Source organism: bacterium, from assembly GCA_037128595.1.
Classification (GTDB): domain Bacteria; phylum Verrucomicrobiota; class Kiritimatiellia; order CAIKKV01; family CAITUY01; genus JAABPW01.
Genome location: JBAXWB010000036.1, coordinates 1 through 18,510 on the forward strand (window position 1 = coordinate 1; position 18,510 = coordinate 18,510).

At 59.3% G+C, this 18,510-nt stretch carries 10 protein-coding genes; 7 read left to right on the forward strand and 3 right to left on the reverse strand.

Annotated elements, in window-relative coordinates; genetic code table 11:
* Nucleotides 1–127: 127 nt before the first annotated feature.
* Nucleotides 128–2,281, forward strand: a complete 2,154-nt coding sequence (locus tag WCS52_17240) for a hypothetical protein (protein MEI6168929.1) — start codon at nucleotides 128–130, stop codon at nucleotides 2,279–2,281.
* Nucleotides 2,282–2,390: 109 nt separating this feature from the next.
* On the opposite strand, the gene WCS52_17245 is transcribed toward WCS52_17240, so the two are convergent.
* Both WCS52_17245 and WCS52_17250 read right to left on the reverse strand, forming a co-directional pair.
* Complete coding sequence (locus WCS52_17245; protein ID MEI6168930.1) at nucleotides 2,391–4,475, reverse strand: beta-galactosidase; 2,085 nt, start codon at nucleotides 4,473–4,475, stop codon at nucleotides 2,391–2,393.
* A gap of 11 nt (nucleotides 4,476–4,486) precedes the next feature.
* Entirely contained in the window at nucleotides 4,487–6,346 is a 1,860-nt protein-coding gene (locus WCS52_17250) for a hypothetical protein (protein ID MEI6168931.1), read from the reverse strand.
* Between the two features lie 66 nt (nucleotides 6,347–6,412).
* On the opposite strand from WCS52_17250, the gene WCS52_17255 reads away from it, so the two are divergent.
* The 6 genes from WCS52_17255 (at nucleotide 6,413) to WCS52_17280 (ending at nucleotide 16,234) form a co-directional block, all read left to right on the forward strand.
* Complete coding sequence (locus tag WCS52_17255) at nucleotides 6,413–8,263, forward strand: tetratricopeptide repeat protein (protein ID MEI6168932.1); 1,851 nt, start codon at nucleotides 6,413–6,415, stop codon at nucleotides 8,261–8,263.
* Nucleotides 8,260–10,011 carry an extracellular solute-binding protein gene (locus WCS52_17260; GenBank protein MEI6168933.1) on the forward strand — a complete coding sequence of 584 codons (1,752 nt, stop codon included), beginning with the start codon at nucleotides 8,260–8,262 and terminating at the stop codon, nucleotides 10,009–10,011. Before WCS52_17255 ends, WCS52_17260 begins: the two co-directional genes overlap by 4 nt.
* Nucleotides 9,998–11,911, forward strand: a complete 1,914-nt coding sequence (locus WCS52_17265; protein MEI6168934.1) for an ABC transporter permease subunit — start codon at nucleotides 9,998–10,000, stop codon at nucleotides 11,909–11,911. Before WCS52_17260 ends, WCS52_17265 begins: the two co-directional genes overlap by 14 nt.
* A gap of 12 nt (nucleotides 11,912–11,923) precedes the next feature.
* Nucleotides 11,924–13,024, forward strand: coding sequence for a sn-glycerol-3-phosphate ABC transporter ATP-binding protein UgpC (gene ugpC / locus WCS52_17270; GenBank protein MEI6168935.1), 1,101 nt, complete (start codon nucleotides 11,924–11,926; stop codon nucleotides 13,022–13,024).
* A 100-nt stretch (nucleotides 13,025–13,124) separates the two neighbouring features.
* The gene (locus WCS52_17275) at nucleotides 13,125–15,431 is read left to right on the forward strand and encodes a hypothetical protein (GenBank protein ID MEI6168936.1); all 2,307 of its coding nucleotides are present in this window, start codon (nucleotides 13,125–13,127) and stop codon (nucleotides 15,429–15,431) included.
* 14 nt (nucleotides 15,432–15,445) lie between these two features.
* Complete coding sequence (locus WCS52_17280; protein ID MEI6168937.1) at nucleotides 15,446–16,234, forward strand: helix-turn-helix domain-containing protein; 789 nt, start codon at nucleotides 15,446–15,448, stop codon at nucleotides 16,232–16,234.
* 235 nt (nucleotides 16,235–16,469) lie between these two features.
* Here WCS52_17280 and WCS52_17285 read toward each other — a convergent pair whose 3' ends face one another.
* Complete coding sequence (locus tag WCS52_17285; GenBank protein MEI6168938.1) at nucleotides 16,470–18,509, reverse strand: beta-galactosidase; 2,040 nt, start codon at nucleotides 18,507–18,509, stop codon at nucleotides 16,470–16,472.
* Nucleotide 18,510: the final 1 nt, after the last annotated feature.

Genomic DNA, 18,510 nt, shown 5'->3' on the forward strand with positions numbered 1-18,510 from the left:
GCCCCGCCCTGCCTGAAAACTTCGGTGGGCTGATCAAGGGCTCTGTCTATTTCATTAGATGATTTCGGTACTGGAATCTCTACACGATACGCCCCGCCCGACAGTGGGTGGGAGACCGTTTGAAGGCGTGATGGCCTATACCTATCGCGAGCATCTCGCGGAGTTTGTCGCGGCCGGTATTGAAGTGTTCCGGCTTTCTCTGCCTCTGGGCTGGGTCGGGCCGGGGCGATATGATTATCGCGAAACTGATGAGATCGTAGGCGCATTTTGTGCCGCCAGTCCCCGCGCGAAATTATTTCCGCTGCTCTGGTTGGACGGTGCCGAACTCAAGTGGTGGGAGCTGGCTCATCCGGGTGAACGGGCCCTGGCCCGTTCACGGATGTCCGGTGAGATCATCGGACAACACCCGGACATTCCTCGCTATGCCGCCGTGGACGACCAGCCTGATCCGAATCTGGACAACTTCGACCGGCATCACCAGCAGTCTCCCTGTCTGCACTCCTTTGCATCAGCGGTCTGGAAATCAGAAGCCATCGAAGCCTTGACCCGTCTGCTACGCCACCTTGACGAGGCCTTCCCGGACCGTTTTGTCGGATATTATCTCTGCGCGGGGTTGTCGTATGAGTGGTTTAATTGGGGAAATTATACGGACGACGTCCTCTTTGACTACAGTGAGCCCATGGGTAACTATTTCCGGGAATGGTTACGCCGGCGCTATCTCACTCCTGCCGCCTTGGCCGCCGCCTGGCGTCAACCTGTACGTGACTTTAACTCCATTCCGATGCCCCTACCGGAGCAACGTCCGGCGCGGGAGGCCGCCCCGTTATTGGATCCGCGCCATCACGGACCGGCGGCTGATTTTGCGGCGGCTTTATCGGATGCGCAAGCGGACGCCTTTCTGGATCTATGCCGTGCGGCCCGCAAGGCGACGCCGGAGCGTCGGCTGGTGGGCGGGTTTTATGGATATTGGTGGACCCAGACCAATTTCCCTGGGCCGGTTCGCAATGGGCATTTGGCCCTGCAGCGCGTGCTGAATTCCGACGATGTTGATTTCCTGGCCAGTCCTTATGACTACACCAACCGGGGCGTCGGCGGAGTGAATAGTTCACAGACCCTGCCCGGCTCCATGACCCGCCACGGCAAACTTTACATTAACTCCACCGATATCAAGCTGGCTGATGACAGTTATGGGTGGCAGTCCTTTATCCGGGTGCCGCGCACCGCTTCCGAAGCGGTGGAACTGATGAAACGGGATTTTGCAACCTCGCTGGCGGCGGGTCAGGATCAATCCTGGGTTGACCTTTTTGGCGGAGCCTTCAAGCATCCGGCGCTGCGTGACACGTTGGCGCGCCTCCAGGTCATCACGCACGAAAACATGGAATTAAGACAGGCCGGGCGGCCGGAGTGCCTGGTGGTGGTTGATGAGGAGAGCCTCCGCTGGACCACGCCGAATACGCCGATGACCGTACCGTTGTTCGGGGTGCAGAAACAATGGCATCTGCTTCGCACCGGAATGCCCTGGACCCAGATCACCTTGAACGATTTTCTGGATTACGACTGGCCCGAGGCCCGGATGGTGTATTTTGTAAACCTATTCCGGGTCAATACGGCGTTGCGCCAGCGCTTGCATCAGAAGTTAGGTGCGACGGGTTGTGCTGCCATTTGGACGTTGTGGCCCGGCTTGCTGGGTGATAACGGTCCGACATTGTCGGGCGTGAAAGAGTTGACGGGTTTTGAGGTGGAGTGGTTGCCGTTGGCTTCCGGTGATTGGACCTTCAGAACACGGGCTGGGGCTGCGACCTGGCCGGCCGCTCTGGAGTACGGGACGGGCGTCCGGCGAGAGGACTACACGGCCCGCATGAAATATTACCCCCCGCCGGAGTCTTTCGCGGCGGCCCCGCGACTGGGGCTGCGTCCGGAGGCCGCTGACGAGGTGGTGGCCGATTGGAGTGATGTATCGAGGCCCGCTTTGGCGCTGACCCGCCGGCCAGGCTTCACCTCCATTTTCAATGCGGGCCCGCTTCTGCCCGAATCCATTCTCCATGGGTTGGTCAGGGGCGCCGGGGCCCATGCCTATACTCCGCCCGGCGATCTGGTTTATGCCAACGATCGTTTTCTGGGTATCTATACGGGGCTTGCAGAGCGGCGTTGCGTTCAGTTCAGGGAGCCCGTCCGGGTCTTTGACCTGTTTGCCGGACAATGGTTAACCGCCGGCCCCGTCACTTCGCTGGAGCTCAACGCTCCGCCCGAGACCATGGCCTTATGGCGGTTGGATATCTGAACCCGGTGTGGACCGCTCAGTTGCCACAGCGGCTCACCGGGACGGTTCGCCCTACCCAAACGCAGAAACACCCGATTTTAAACAGGTAGGGCGAGCCGTCTGCATGCGGCTAGAATGAGGCCGGTCGTTTTAGAATCGCCGTTCCATGGCTGGCCAATTGAAGGGAGCCTTTCACGGGGGTGCCGGTGAGGAAATCCTGCAAGCCTTTTTCATGGAGCGTGACAGTCTGCACCGATGGCGTGAAATTGATCAGGAACAGGAAGTCAGTGGCCCCGTCGGTTCTTAACTGGGCGGTCACGCCTTCCGGGAGATCGGCCTCCAGCACCCGGCGCAGGCCGAGTTGGCTGATCAGGCCCGCGTAGAAGTCCTTGAGAAAGGCCGGTTCGGTCCGGGCGCCAATATACCAGGCACTGCCTTTTCCGAAACGATTGACCGTCAGCACCGGCTGGCCGGCGTAGAAATCCTTGCCGTAAGTGGCCACCACCTCAGCCCCCTCGGCGTGAACCATATCGCAGAACAACTCTGCCTTATAGGGACCGGTCAGGCCCGGGAGCGCGCCCGCCGTAGGAACCACGCTGTTGCTTTCGTCGTCGTAAAGCCCGTCCGTCGCTTCGACCCACACTCCCAGAACGGAGCGGAGCCCGCCCGGCCGGCCGCCTTCAAGGAGGAGATCATTCTCATCCGAGAGGCCGCTCCAGTAGGTGACCACCAGGGTGCCGCCCGCTTTCACGAATGCCGTGAGGCGTTCCGCCACGCCGGGGCGCAGAAGGTAGAGCATGGGGGCGACCACCAGCTTGAAACCTGAAAAATCATGCGTGCTGTCAACCACCGCAACGGGGATCCCGCTCTGCCAGAACGGCTGGTAGTGCTGGTTGCAAGTCAGCTCATAGTCGCGGCGCTGGTGTCGGGGACTGCCATTGCCGTCAATGGCCCAGCGGACTTCCCAGTCATAGATCACCGCCACTTGCTCCGGGGTCACGGTGCCGATCACCGGATCGAGTTGGGAGAGCAGGTGCCCCACATCGGCGACATCGGCGAAGGCGTGGGTCTTTTCCTGTCCTGACACCTCCACAACGGAGCCGTGGAATTTTTCGCCGCAGCCCCGGCTTTGACGCCATTGGAAATACTGGACGGAATCAGCGCCATGAGCCACCGCCTGAAGTGAGGCCATCCGGTGCACGCCGGGCCGTTTGAGTTTTCCCACCGGCCACCAGTTTGCCACGCTCGGGGTGCTTTCCATCAGCAGGAACGGTTTGCCTCCTTTGAGCGAACGGTTCAGGTCATGTTGAAAGGAGGTGCTGACGGCCTGCTCCAGCATGTTCGCGCGATCATGGTAGAGGGGATAGCTATCCCAGGCGACCAGATCCATGTGGGGTGCCATTTTCCAGCAATCCAGGTCGACATAGGTGCCCATCATATTGGTGGTCACGGGGACTCCGGGTGTCAGTTGGCGCAGGGGTCGCATTTCGTTGAGCATGAAGTCGATGGTGTGGTCCGTCATGAACCGCCGCCAGTCAAGGGTCAGTCCATGAATGCTGATTTCGCCCAGGCCGCGTTCGCCGGTCCACCAGCCCGGCGCATCGATCTGATCCCAGTCGGTATAGGTGTGGCTCCAGAAGGCCGTCCACCAGGCCTCGTTCAACCGCTCGAGGGTCGTGTATTTCTTTTTCAGCCACTCGCGGAAGGCGGCCTTGCAGAGTTCGCAGTAGCAGTAGCCGTGATACTCATTGGAGGCGTGCCAGAGCAACAGGGCTGGATGATCCTTATAGCGGTCTGCGAGCCGGGTGGCCATCTCTGCACATTTGGCTCGGTAGATCGGAGAGGAGAGGCAATAGTTCACCCGGAACCCGTGCAGGGGGGCGCGGCGGTCGATATGGGTCCGGAGGATTTCAGGATAGGCGCGGGACATCCAGGCCGGCTGCGCCGCACTTGGGGTGGCCAAGATGGCAAACCGGTTCTGCGCCGCCAGCTTATCCATGATGCGATCAAGCCAGTCGAAGGTATAACGCCCTTCCTCCGGTTCCAGTTTCGTCCATGAAAAAATGCCCACCGTCATGGTGTTGCACCCGGCCAGCCCCATGAGGCGCATGTCTTCATCCCATACTTCGGCGGGCCATTGTTCGGGACTGTAGTCTCCCCCGTGAATGAAATGAGGGAATTTCGGATTGATGGGGGGATGGCGGTTAAGCGACATGGGCGATACTCCTATTTTCCGGCTTCCGGCATAATGTTCCAGTAAATATGTTGAAGGGATTGGCGCAGGGGTTCAAAGGCGAAGCCCCACCAGGGAACCTGCCCCGGCAGCATGCCGCTCTTGGTTTTCTCGCGCCACTGTCCCGTGAAACTGAATTCCACATGACGCCGCACCGGGGCGTAGTCCAGGAAGATGGACCGCGTCATGGGGGTGATCCCGTTCGCGGTAATGGTCAGTTCGGCCAGGGGTGACACCACGGCCTCGAGTTGGCCCCGGGCGTTGGCGGTGAGGTTCTCCTGAACGACCCCCAGGACCGAGATGGCCACATGGGCGCCGGGGAGCGTCTCCAGATGAAGGTGGCATTGCACCGGGGCGGGCGGAGTCCAGCCGCGCGGAACAAAATAGATGGGATTGGTCAGAGCCACCTGCTTGATGGCCGTATATTCAGAATGCAACTCCGCCTCACAGAGTTCTGCGTAGGCGAATACATCCAGAAAACGGTCGTCGGTCGGGTAGTTGCTTCCATAAACCTTGACCACATACCAGGCCCGGTCCCCGTGTTCGGTGACCGGCAGGATGAGCCGGTGGTGGCGGGGTTTCTGGTCACGCAGATCCTGCTTCAGAATCGGGAGGCCATTGCGATAAACAATGAGTCCACTCAGGAACTCCCCGGGGTCGGGGTCAGACCAGACTTCGACCTCCAGCTGGTGGCCGGGATGATCCAGGGTGATTTCATCGCCCATCCGGTAATGGCCGTCATCCGCTGTAAAGATGACAAAGGGGCCGCTCGTCATGAGGGTCCTGCCGGTCCGCATCCCTTCCGCGACGCCGGTCCGTGAATAGGTCCGGCTGGGGGTTTGGGTGTAGCCCAGGATTTGGCCGATATGATGGGCGCCATGGAGGTCCCCATCCGTTTCGGCAACGGCAGGCAGGTGGTAACCCTCATTGAGCAGATGGAACCAGACGTTCTGATAGAAAATCTGGTCAGGATCGTAGCCCATGGCCACAATGGCATCAGGGGTACAGCCGGCGAGAAGGCCATAAATCAGGTCACTGGCCATGTTGGTGGTGATGACCGTCTGGTCGGCGCGATCCATCCACCAACTGGTGGGATGGGCCGCCACCCCGACTGCGCCCTGGGCTTGAAACCGGCGCCACACGGAAAAGGGAAGCTCGCCGGTGAAAGGGCAGTTCGGCTCGACTTCAACACCCGTACGGGTCTGTTGGCTGCTGAACTTCACATAATCCGGGTCATGCCATCCCATGTATTCGCCATTAGGATCCTTGAACGGGGTGAGGTTGGTCCACCAGGTGTGGCCAAAGCGTTTCTTGGGTCGTTCGCCGCCGAAATAAAGATGGAAAGCCGGGGTAGAGTACGATTCGAGCCGGGCGGCGATTTCATCGCCTGAAACGACGCGATCTGTTTCACAGCGGTGCATCCATCCCTGGCAGACGTCCACATAACTGATCCCGAGCGCTTCGCAGTACCGCACCACCCCCTTGGGGTCCTGTTGATAATTGAGATGGTCATGGCTTTCGCCGCAGAAATACCCTGCAGCGTTTGGATCGAACCAGGGCGTTAATTCGCAGGTCAGGGTCTGGGGAGTTCCTGCCTCGAGCACGATCGTCCGGGTGAACCATTCGTGGCTGATCAGGCGATGAACGGCAATATCGTATTGGCCCGGAGGGAGATCTAGCTCGAATGCGCCATCACAGGGGAATCCACGCAGGGATTCATGAACGCCGGCATCCTGAATGATATTGCCTTGGCCATCAGTCACGCGCACCCAGGCCGGGAGGCGTTGAGATTTTCCTGTTTCGTGAATGGTGCCAGTCAGGGGGATCAGATCGGGACAAGAGGGTGGTTTCATGTGAAGGATAATCTTATAAAAAATGGTTTGGGACAATCGAAAACAGTCGTGTTATATTCTGCGCCCATGATGAAGCGAAGATACCTATTCCTATTGCTCGGCCTTGTTCTGGCGGGAGGCTGTGTTGACAGGGGCCGGGTGACGGTCGAGACCACTGATTTCATGGGCTGGACCAACTCCTGGAAAATCTCCAATCGGAGCTGCGAACTGATTCTCGTGCCTGCTATCAATCATGTGATGAGCTTTTCCCTGACAGGCGGCTCCAATCTGCTGTGGGTGGCCCCGGAAGTCAATGGCGGGATGGTTCAGGAGGCGGGGACCAACTGGCATAACTTCGGCGGCGATAAGGTGTGGCCCACGTCGCTAGACCTCTGGCGGAAGTATACGGGGCGGCGTTGGCCCCCGTCCTATTCGTTTGATGGCGGGCGTGCCACTGCGGAGCCGATCCCGGGCGGGGTGCGGATGACCTCGCCGGAAGATACCGACTTTGGGTCAGTTTGCGTGCGCGAGTTCGTCATGGACCCCAAGGAACCCTTAGTCAATGTCCGCCAGTATTTCAAAAAACAGCGGGGGGGCAGTGTGGACATGACGGTATGGTCTGTGACGCAGGTGAGGCGTCCCTCCTTCTGCCTGCTTCCGCTGGGTAAAGAGGATGATGGCCTGCGTTACCGGAAACTGGGAGAACTTCTGCCTGGCTTGTTTTCGACCCATCAGTCGGTGCTGTCGCTGAAAAATGATGACATCGCCTGTCAGAAGGTGGGCGTCATGCCTGACGCGTCCTTGAAGGCTGGCTGGGTTGCCGCCTGCTTCGAAACGGATGGGGCAATGCTTCTGCTATCCCATGAATTGCAGTCCGGTGTGACCTACCCCGACAATGGGTGTGATGCGGAGGTATTTGCCGGGGGCGGCGAATTCGGGCAATACAGCGAGATCGAACTGCTGGGGCCCATGACGGTGATGTCTGAAGGGAGGCGGTATGACCACGACCAGGTGTGGCAGATTCTCCGGATCAATGCTGAAGAGGCGCGGGATCCCGGTAAGGCGGGAGAAAAGGCCGCTCAAGCACACCTTCTGGCGCTGAACCGGTTCAAGGAAAACGCGCTGTCCCGGGATAAAAGCCGATCCGAAGCCAAGGTGAGTTCCGGTTGGAAAAACTATCGGCTGGGTGAATACTCTCTGGCGCTGAAGGACTTCCAGATGGCAGAGATGCATTCGCCCAAGGGAGGCTCGGAGCATCTGGCGGCCTTGTATGGGGAAGCGACGACGTGGTCTCTACGCCGGCCGGGTGAGGATCTCGAGCAGGCCAGGCAATTATACCGCCAGGTGATTGAGCTGGCGCCCACTAACCATCTGGCGGCCTGGAGTTGGTTGGGGTTAGCCCGGATCACGGCCATGCCCGACAATGGGGAAGCCCCGGAACTGGAGCCACAGGTGGCCGCCTATCAGGACGTGATCGATCGGTTTCCATTTCATCCCGCCGGGGAGGAGGCCTTTCTGCTCCAGCAGGCGGCAAAACTGGCGGCACCGGATGAGGCCCGGACCCGAGTGGTGCTTGAGTCCTTGCAGGAGTTTCTCAAAACCCATCCGCAAAGCCCCTGGCACAGTGCGGCCTTCCGGTTGGTCGCGCATTGCGGTCTGATGCTCGGGTTAAACGACCTGAGACTGGAGGCGACGATGCAGGCCTGGAAAACGGCGGAAATCGATCCGGCCAATCCCATCCAGGATTTATCTTATACCTACTGGCAACTGGCCACTCTCGCTGAATTCGGGGTCGGAGACTTTGCGATGGCTCGTGAGTATTACACGAAATTGATTGAGGAGTACCCCGGCGAGCAGAAGGTATTCATTGCCAAACAGGAACTCAAGCGGATGGATGAACTGGAGGCCCGGTTGCGGGCGGAGGGCGCGACCCCGTGAGTAGTGCCATCGGTCCCTTTCTTAAAAAGAATTCCGCCCTGATCGTGGTGGGCGCCACGTTCATCTGGTCCGCGGTGTCCATCTTGAACGCCCGTCATGAGGCGACGCCGGCGGAGGGGGATATTGTTCTGCGGATCGGGCACTGGCAATTGGAGGCGGGGGTGCGGGAGGCCCTCAACGCCATGGCGGAGAAATATCATGGATTGCATCCCAAGGTCCGCATCATCCAGGACGCCGTCCCCGAGGTGACCTATGCGCAATGGATGTCCACCCAGTTGATGGGAGGGACGGCCCCGGATATCATTGAAATCGGCGGCGGCAGCATTCCTTACAATGTCATGCTCGGGTATTACCGGAGATATTTTCTGCCGATGACGGTGGCCGTGAACCAGCCCAATCCCTATAATAAGGGAACCAAACTGGAAGGCGTTCCCTGGCGCAGCACCTACAAGGATGTGATGCGGTCGGTCTATCTGGAGGAGTTGCAGGAATACATGCAGATCCCGCTCGCGCAATTCGGGGTCCGGATCTTTTATAACAAGGACTTGCTGAAACGACTCACGGGCCGGACCGAGGCGCCCCGCGACTATCGTGACTTTCTCGAAGTCTGCCGCCAGATCAGAAGCCAGCGGGATGCCAAGGGGAAGCCTTATACCCCCATCGCCGGGTCGGCGTATCATATGGCGATGTGGGAGAGCATGATGGCTGAACCGCTGACCTATGGCGCGGTGCGGCGGGCCGACTTCAATGGCGATGGTTCGGTGGGGAATGATGAGCTCTTTGTTGCGTTTAAGACCGGTCGGCTGGATTTCAATTTCCCGCCGTTTGAGGCCAAGTTCCGGATGCTCCGCCATCTGACCGAACAGTTCCAGGCCGGGTTCACCGGGTTGGGGCGGGATGAGGCGATCTTCCTGTTTGCCCAGCAAAGGGCCGTGTTCATGACGACCGGAACCTGGGATGTCGGCAGCCTGCACGAGCAGGCGCGCGGGGTGTTTAAGGTCGGGATCATGGATTTTCCGGTGCCGGCCGCGGATGACCCCGAGTTCGGCGCCATATCGGAAGGGCCGGTCTATGAGCGGCCGACCTCGTCGTTCGCCTTCTCGGTTACCCGGAGCTGTAAATATCCCGACGTGGCGGTCGATTTCCTGCGGTTTCTCGGTAGCCAGTCGGGGAATGAGGAGCTGAACCGCATCATGGGTTGGATCCCGGCCATCAAGGGGACTCGCGTGTCGCCCATGTTGGAGCCGTTCAACCCCCACCTGGAGGGGATATTTGGATGCATGCCGATGACCCTTGGCGGGGAGACGCTCATCAAGTGGCAGCAGCTTTACTCGCTCTTCCAAGTGAACCAGATCGGCTATCTGCAGATGGCTTCTGAATTCCTGCCGTTTTATCTCGAACGCGGGGTCCGGGAGCTTCAGGAAATGGGGCGCAACCGGCGGCGGGGCATGGTCCGTGATGAGCAGCTTCTGGCGGAGGTTCGTGCCGCGGCGTTTGAGGAAAAGGTGCCTCGGCAGGCCCAGTCGCGTTGGATCAGGTACCGTCAGATGCTGGCGATCCGCTTGCTGAACCGGGACCTGGATGCCGCCTACCTGCAGAAGCAATTGGATGCGGAGCCCCTGGCCAATCCCGGCGGCTTCTATGAGTTCAGCCCGGCGGTAGTCGAAAAAGTCCGCGCCCGGGTTAACAGTAAGCAGTTGCCGGTGGGCAGTGGGCAGAGGGGGGGGAGTAGCGATGGCGGGTCGTGATATCAAGTGGCGGGAAATCAAGCACCATTGGGAGATTTACCTGTTTGTCCTGCCCGCGCTGTGCCTGATCGGGCTGTTCATCTATTACCCTGCGGCCAGCGGGGTGTTCCATAGCTTCTTCCGGTGGAACGGGTCGGATATCTCTGAATTTGTCGGACTCGATAATTACATCAGTTTATGCAAATCCACGGAGTTCTGGAAGTCCTTCAAAGTGGCGCTCATCCTGGGTGGCTGGAATGTGGTTAAGATGATTCCCGCCCTGCTCGTGGCCGTGTGCATCCACCGGTGCCGCAGCGTCAAGCTGCAGTTTTTCTATCGGACGATGTTCGTGGTGCCCATGGTGATTCCCGGGCTGGTGGTGGTGTTGATCTGGCGCTCTTTCTTTTTTGAGGCCACCTCCGGTTACCTGAACCAATTCCTGAATTCCACGGGACTGTTTGGGGTCCTGGTGTCGCTCGACCAGTTCTTTCACTGGGGCGGCATTTTTGTCCAGGGTCAGTCTCCCGCCTGGCTGGGCGATCCACGCCTGATCCTGGTGGCGTGTATTGTCTGGGGATTCCCCTGGGTGGGGTCGTTTGCGGTTCTCACGCACCTGGCCAAGCTTCAGGGAATCAGCAAGGATGTCTACGAAGCGGCGGAGATCGACGGGGCGAACTGGTGGCGGAAGTTCACGAAAATCGAGCTGCCGCTGATTATGGGGTCCATCTACCTGCTACTGGTGTTCGTCATCATTGATACCATCAAGGATGCCGGAATGATTCTGGCCCTGGCGGGGATGTATGGCGGTCCTGGCGGGGCGGTCACGGTGCCCGCGCTGTTCATGATCCGCAAGGCCTTTATCGAGCAGGAAATGGGGTATGCCTGTGCGGTGGGGATTGTGCTGACGATCATTGTGATTGCGTTGCAGAAGGGGTTGACCTGGCTGATGGATCCCAACCGCAAGGAGGCCCGGCCGCGCTCCGCGCCGGCCGCGCTGGTCGTGCGCGATGCGGCGTTGCGGGCCGCCTGCGCGATGGCGGAGGCGCGCATCCGCCGCGCCTTCGAGCGACAGACGAATCCCTTCTACCGGCGGCTGAGTCAATTCGGGGACGGGTGTCTGCGCCTGACCAAGCATCTGACCATCTGGTCGGTGCTGGCGTTTGCCTTTCTGCCGCTCTATCTGATGGTGGTCGTGAGCTTCAAGACGAACACCCAGTTCTATGCCGCGCCGACCGCCCTGACGCCCCCGTTCCATCCCGAGAACTGGGTGGAGGCCTGGCGGTTGGTGATGCCCACGGTGGCCAACAGCATCTTCATATCCGTCAGCGCCACGGTGCTGACGCTCTGCTTTGCCCTGCTGGCCGCCTATTTCTTTGCGCGCCAGAAAATGCCGATGTCCGCCTTCTTCTGGAATGCCATCCTGATTCTGATGATGATGCCCATGATCGCCAATCTGGTGCCGTTGTTCCGTCTCCTGAGAGACTTGAATCTGCTCAACACGCTGGCGGCACTGATCCTGGTGGGGGCGGCGTCCGGCCAGGTATTTGCCATTTTCGTGTTGCGCAATTTCGTGGCCGACATTCCCGGCGATCTGTATGAAGCGGCCGAAATTGACGGCGCCTCGCATTTTCAGCAACTTCGCAATGTGGTTCTGCCGCTGTCGGGTCCGATCCTGGGGACGGTCGGGGTTATGCAGTTTGTGGCCGCCTGGAATGAGTTCGTGCTGCCATTGATTGTGATGCGCGATCATTCGCGCCTGCCGGTGATGGTCCAGTTGCTGCGAATGGCCGGGGAATATCTCAAATTCTGGGGCCCTCTGATGGCGGGCTATGCCTTAGCCAGCATCCCGATCATCCTGTTGTTTGTGTTCTCAATGAAATTATTCGTGCGCGGCCTGACGGAGGGCGCCGTTAAGGGGTAATGGGGAAATAATATGGCCAAAGTGACACTGGAACATGTGGATAAGATTTATGCCGGCAACGTGAAAGCGGTGTCGGACTTCAATCTGGAAATTCGGGATGGCGAGTTTGTGGTTTTTGTCGGACCCTCCGGGTGCGGTAAGTCTACCACCCTGCGCATGGTGGCAGGGCTTGAGGAAATCAGCGGAGGCGTGATCCGCATCGGGGACCGGGTGGTGAACGATGTGCCGCCCAAAGACCGGGATATCGCCATGGTCTTTCAGAACTATGCCCTCTATCCGCACATGACGGTCAAGGAGAACATGGCCTTCGGACTGAAGCTGCGGAAGTTTCCCGCCAAGGAGATCGAGGCGCGGGTGCAGGAGGCGGCCCAGATCCTCGGCATCGGCGAACTGCTGGAGCGCCGGCCCAAGGCCCTGTCAGGCGGACAGCGCCAGCGCGTGGCGGTGGGGCGCGCCATTGTGCGCAAGCCGGCGGTATTCCTGTTCGATGAACCGCTCTCCAATCTGGACGCCAAAATGCGGGTGCAGATGCGGGTTGAGATCAACCGGCTCCATCATCAGCTGAATACCACGATGATCTATGTGACGCATGACCAGGTTGAGGCCATGACGATGGGGCAGCGAATCGTGGTCATGAAAAACGGGTTGATTCAGCAGGTGGATGAACCGCTCAAGCTCTACAACACTCCCGTCAACCGGTTTGTTGCCGGCTTCATTGGCATGCCCCCCATGAATTTCTTCGAGGGGACCATCCGGGTGATCAGCGGGCGGGTGACGTTTGAGGGGGAAGGCGGCATGCGGCTGGCGGTGCCGGAGAAGGACAAGGCCGCCCTGGCGGCGTATGTTGACAAGCCGGTGACATTGGGCTTGCGACCCGAAGACATTGGTTCCGCGACGGCCGAGGGATTGCCTGGTGCGCCGCGAATCCAGGCCAGGGTGGAAGTCGTGGAGCCCATGGGGTCGGAGTCCTACATCTACTTCCGCGTGGCCGAGACGACCTTCATCAGCCGGGTGGATGCCCATCGCCAATTCCAGGTAGGCGAGGCCGCTGAACCGGCCGTGTTTATCGACAAAGCCCACTTCTTCGATTGCAAGACGGAGCAGCGCATCTAGAGGCCGTTTTCCCCATCTTGACATCTTGTGCATCCCTTATTAGTATTCCATATTAAGAATAAAGTTCAATATTGTGGAATATCAAAAGGAGCCGAGGGATATGAATCTGAAGGACGCATTGAAGAACCGGGCGTATGAGTTGGGCGCGGATCTGGTGGGATTCGGCAATATTGAACGGTGCGAGCAGGCGCCGATTATGATGAGTCCGCAGGGGGTCTTTCCGGGGGCCCGTACAGTGCTGGTCATGGGCCTGCATCATCCTGACGCCTGTATCGAACTCGGGGGGGAACGCCATTCCCAGGAGATCGGCCCGTATTCGGTGCAGTATCTCATGAACTCGCGGCTGGATGAAATGGCCTACCGCATGGCCACCTTTCTGGAGCAGCAGGGGTATGGCTCGATTCCGATCGCCTCCAGCAATATCTGGCGCTACAACCAGTACAAGGAGCTGAAGGCGGTCTTTGCGCCGGATGTCAGCAACATCTATATGCCGGTCGTGGCGGGGCTGGCGGACATCGGTTTCAATGGCCTGGCGCTGACGCCTGAATACGGCGCGCGTAACCGGTTTATCACCGTCATCACGGACGCCATCATCGAGCCCGATCCCCTCATTCCGCCAGGGACCGTATGCGATCAGTGTATGCTTTGCCGCAAACACTGCCCCTCCCATGCCTTGTCCAAGGAAATCAACGGCGAGAAAGTGTTGAAAATTAGCCCGTATGAATATCGCTTCCCGAACAAGAACCTCTGGCGTTGCGCCTGGGGTGAGCATTTCGATCTGGATCTGGATCTGGACATTCCCGAAGTGGTGACCGAGCAGGTCATTCTGGACAACATCAAAGCCCACGGCATCCGTTCGGGGGAAATGGGCCAATGCCTTAAGTTTTGCGTACCTAAACCCATCCGTTCGTTTGACCGGAGCTATTCAAAAACCCCGATGCGGATGCATTGGGCCAGTGCCGATGCGGAGAAGATGTCGCGGGCGGTACGGGATCGACTCCTCTCCCGCGCGATGGCCGATGGTGCCGAGGCATTGGTCGTGCTGGACGCGGCGTCCCTGCACACGGCCGGGATCGAGCTGGGCACCTGGTTGCCCGGCGCCACCAGCGCGGTAGTTCTGGCGGTGACCTGTCCGGCGGACGCTGGGGACGGACCGTTCCTCTTTGGTGCCCGGCATCAGGTGGATTCGCTCTGCTTTGATCTCACCCGTAATCTGGAGGAGCTCGGCTTCCGCTCTCTGACCAGCATCGAGTCCAGTGGCTCGCATGTGGACAAGGTGGAAGGCGTTTCCCTGACACAACAGCTGCTCGCGCTCATTCCCGAACTGGCCGGCCGCAAGGTATTGGCCAATACCGTGGTCACCCGGTTGCCCATCCCTCCTCAAAAACGGTTGCCCGATAGCGCTCCCACGCGTCTGGACCGGGGGAACGCCCGTGCGGACCTGGCCGGTCATTTGGCCGCTCTGGCCCGGGAATATGGGGCTGATCTGGTGGGCGTGGCCCCCGTTTCGCGCCTGAACGCCTTGGCGGATCAACTGCGTCCGGTTTTTGAAGCAGGGGTCGTGCTTGACGCCACGGACCACTCCATCCGGTTTACGCCGTGGGATCCGGTAGTCGAATCCAATAAGCGGGTCGTGAAGACACCTGGTGACTGGCTTGCCGGGGCCAAGTCCGTATTGGTTTTCGGGCTACGCTACCATGAGGAAGTATTGCGCTGGGCGACCCGTCCCCCGGCGGAGGCGGTCGGACCCTATGCCTTCCAGACCTATGTTACAAACTGGGTTGGAACCATTATCGGCTACCGTCTAGTCAAGCAACTGGAGTCGTTAGGCTACCGGGCCGCCCTCACGATGGATCTGACGGGAACGGATTCGGTTACCGCTAATCCACGCGGCCCGCAGCCGGATATTTTCAGCAACCGGTTTGCCGGGGTGGCCGCTGGTTTGGGCTGGCTCACGGAAAGTGGTCACCTGGCCACGCCCGAATTCGGTATCCGCCAGCGTTGCGTGGCCATTGTCACCGATGCCCCGCTCTCGCCTTCTCCGGTCTTTACGCCCGCCCCCGGTGCGACTGCCTGCGAGGAGTGCGATGGCAAGCCCTGCATCAGCACCTGTGCTACCCAGGCCATCACGGATAAACGGGTCACCCTGACCTGTGAAGCCAGTACGTTCTCGTTCGCCAGAATCGATGCGAATCGCTGCAATTGGTGCAAGCGTTATGTGCTGGCCGGTGAAAGTGGATTTAAGTACCTTGGCTCGAAGGTGGATCTGGTGGCGCCGGACCCGATCACACCCGAAGCCCTGGCGGCCGGACTGCGTCAGCATGATCCGATCAAGAAGTACCGACCGGTGGTGGCGGAACCGTGTGTCATCAATTGTCCGCTGGCGACCCGGCCAAGCCGAACCTGAGCGAAAGAATTAAAATGAAGACCGCGAGTGAGTCTCAAGTGAAGAAGGTACCGGTGCGATCCTTGAAAAAGGCGCTCGACCTTCTTGACTTGATCATAGCCGGGGATCTGCACGGAGAAGCCACCTCACTCGCGGAGCTGGCGAAGCGCATGAACTTGCAGTCCAACTCCGTGCATAATCTCCTCAAGACCATGACGGCTTGCGGGTATGTGCAGAAAACCGGACATGGCATCTATGTGCCCGGCGTGAAGTGCCGGCAATTAGGGGTCATGAACCGGCTCGCCGCTCCCCTGGTTCTGGGCCAGATCCAGGCCCAGCTGAAGCAGTTGGCTGATCAGGAGGGGGAGGCCTGCCTCTTGACCGTACTGGTCAATGGGAACCGCGTTGAATTGGCTCGTGTGGATAGTACGCAACCCATTCAGGTGGCCCACACCCCTATGGCGAACCGGCCGTTTTTTGCGCGGGCCACCGGCCGGATGCTGGCGGCGACCGCGGGCAATCTGGAGCGGCAGCAAATCCTGGAACAGAACGGGATGCCGGGTCCGCTTTGGGATCACATCAAAACCGAGGAAGCCCTGACCGCCGCCCTGACCGAACTCCGGGAACAAGGCTGGTGTCAGACCGGCTCCCGCCGCGAAGGGTTGGTGGGTCTGGCTTGTCCTGTTTACGGCCCCGACCACAACGCCTGGGGCGCACTCGGGCTTTATGCCCCGGCGTTCCGTTGTCCGGCCCCACGTTGTGCCCAGCTGATCAAGGCGATGCGGCGGGTCGCCTCAAAACTGGCTCCACTGTTGGCCCAGTAGAATCTCTCGACTCGCCCGGGTGTTAGTCTAAAAAGAGCAGCAACTACGAAACACGCAAAAGACGCGAAAATAGTATGTTGGTAACGAAGAAGAGTGGGAAATCGTTTTTTGGAATGGTTTCCACGCCCGCTGGGTGAAGATCATTTTAACTAAAATTTTCCTGCAATGTCTTAATGATCAATACCTTTCGCGAATTTCGCGTGTTTCGTAGTGGTCTTAACGGCCGGATATAGGGTTAACGCAGTTCTTGTTTAATGATCGCCAGATCGCGCGCCTTGAGGTGAAGGACTGCCGGAACACGTTTTCCGGTAATCAAGTCAATCCCCCGTGGTGGCGATTTGAGGGAGATGGCTTTCTCGTTGTGGTTGATCAGGAACCAAAGCTTCTGGTTGTCGTTCTGGCGTAGTACGATCTCGACGCCGGTTGGTGCCGAAGGCCAGAGCGGTTTCAGGCCCGCCTGTTGAGCCAGCACAGGCAATAGGCTGCTGGCAACGGAACGGGTCATGTAGGTTCCCACATACACCACGGACCCTTTGCCGAGTTTGCGGATCGACAGGGCGGGCTGGCCTTTTAAGTGCCGGCTGGACCACTTCGCCAGGGTCTTGGTATCGCCTTCCAGTTTGAGCGACTCATACCAAAAGTCGGTTGTCACCGTTTTCCCCTTGAGCGAGAAGGCCAGAGGGCGGGCTTGGGGTTGATTCTGGCGGCCATATTCCTCGATCGTCACACCTGCCAGTTCGCGCAGGCAGCCCGGTAGTGTTTCCGGTACGACATTGTTATTCTGGTCCCGTGTTGCGGTCCGGGCGCCAATCACCAGCGTCCCTCCGTTCCGGACAAAGGTTTCCAGAAGCGGCACCCAGTCAGGATTGAACACCACCCAGTGCGGAATAATATACAACTTGAGCGATGACAGGTCATCCGTGGGATGAATGACACCGGTGGCATAGCCCTTCCGATACCAGACGCCGTGAATGGCGGCAGCCATATCCGAGTGACTGGGAAGTCCGAAAGAGAGCGTGGGATACGCCTGATCCTGGTCCAGGTCCGCGCCGGCGATGGCCACGTCCACATGGACGTAGGTCCCCGCAAGTTCAGGGCCGATCCGCTTCAGTTCAGTTCCAACCTGACTGACTTCATCATAGCGCCGGCGCGGCACGTTGTCGTGATCCAGAATGCCGCACCAGTACTCCTCGGCCCCGAACCGGCAGGTCCGCCACCGGAAATAGAGAAGACTGTCCGCTCCATGTGCGATCGAGACGTAGGTCATTTTCCGGAGTTCACCCGGCTCGGGATGATCTTGGAAGTAGGGCTGCTGTCCGCCCGGGCCGGACTGGTGTTCCGGGATCATGAAATTGCCTGACCAGGCGCGAACGGCGTCCAGTTGGTAGGCCTGCGAGGCCTGCCGCTCCGCAGGGTCGGTGCAGAACATTGGATAACAGTCATAGCCGAGCACGTCCAGATCCTGCCCGAACTCACCGCGATAATCCACATGCTTCATGCACCCGTTGTGTGTGATGAACCAGCGGGGATTGGTTTCGCGCAGGGTCACGACCTGGTCGTGCTGGAACTGTGCGACGACTCTGGCAACGAACCGTGCATAATCGAGCTGGTGGGCGGGATTGGAAAATGTGGGTCGGTTATTTTTAGGGGTCGGGATGGCCGTAAAATCATCATAGGTTTGCGCCCAGAAGGTTGTTCCCCAGGCGGTATTCAGGGCGGTGATATCCCCCTTGAATTTAAGACGCAGGAAATCCTGAAAGGCGTGCTGGCAGCTCGGGCAATGGCATTCGCTGAAATGGCAATGAAGTTCGTTGTCAGTCTGCCAGCCCGCCACATAGGGGTTGGCCCGGTAATGGTCCGCCATGGCGCGGGTAATGGCGCGGGAATAACTGCGGAACACCGGGTTGGCGTGGCAGACATGCTGGCGTGAGCCATGTTCCATGCACAGCCCGTTTTCATTCATTGCGGCGATCTCCGGGTGTTTGAGCGTCAGCCAGCGTGGCGGAGTGGCCGTGGGCGTGCAGAGCAGGGTGTGGATCCCCTGTGCCCCGAGCTGTTGGATCGCTTCATCAAAAAGGGTGAAGTCGTAGTGCCCCTCGGAGGGCTCAATCAGGTTCCAGGCAAATTCGGCCATGCGGACCATATTGAATCCGGCCGCGGCCATACGTGCCGGATCCGCCGCCCGGGTGTTGGCATCCCAATGTTCAGGATAATAGGCGGCCCCGAACCAGAACCGGTTCAGCGAGGCAGGACGAAGGTGTGATAAGGGTGGCATG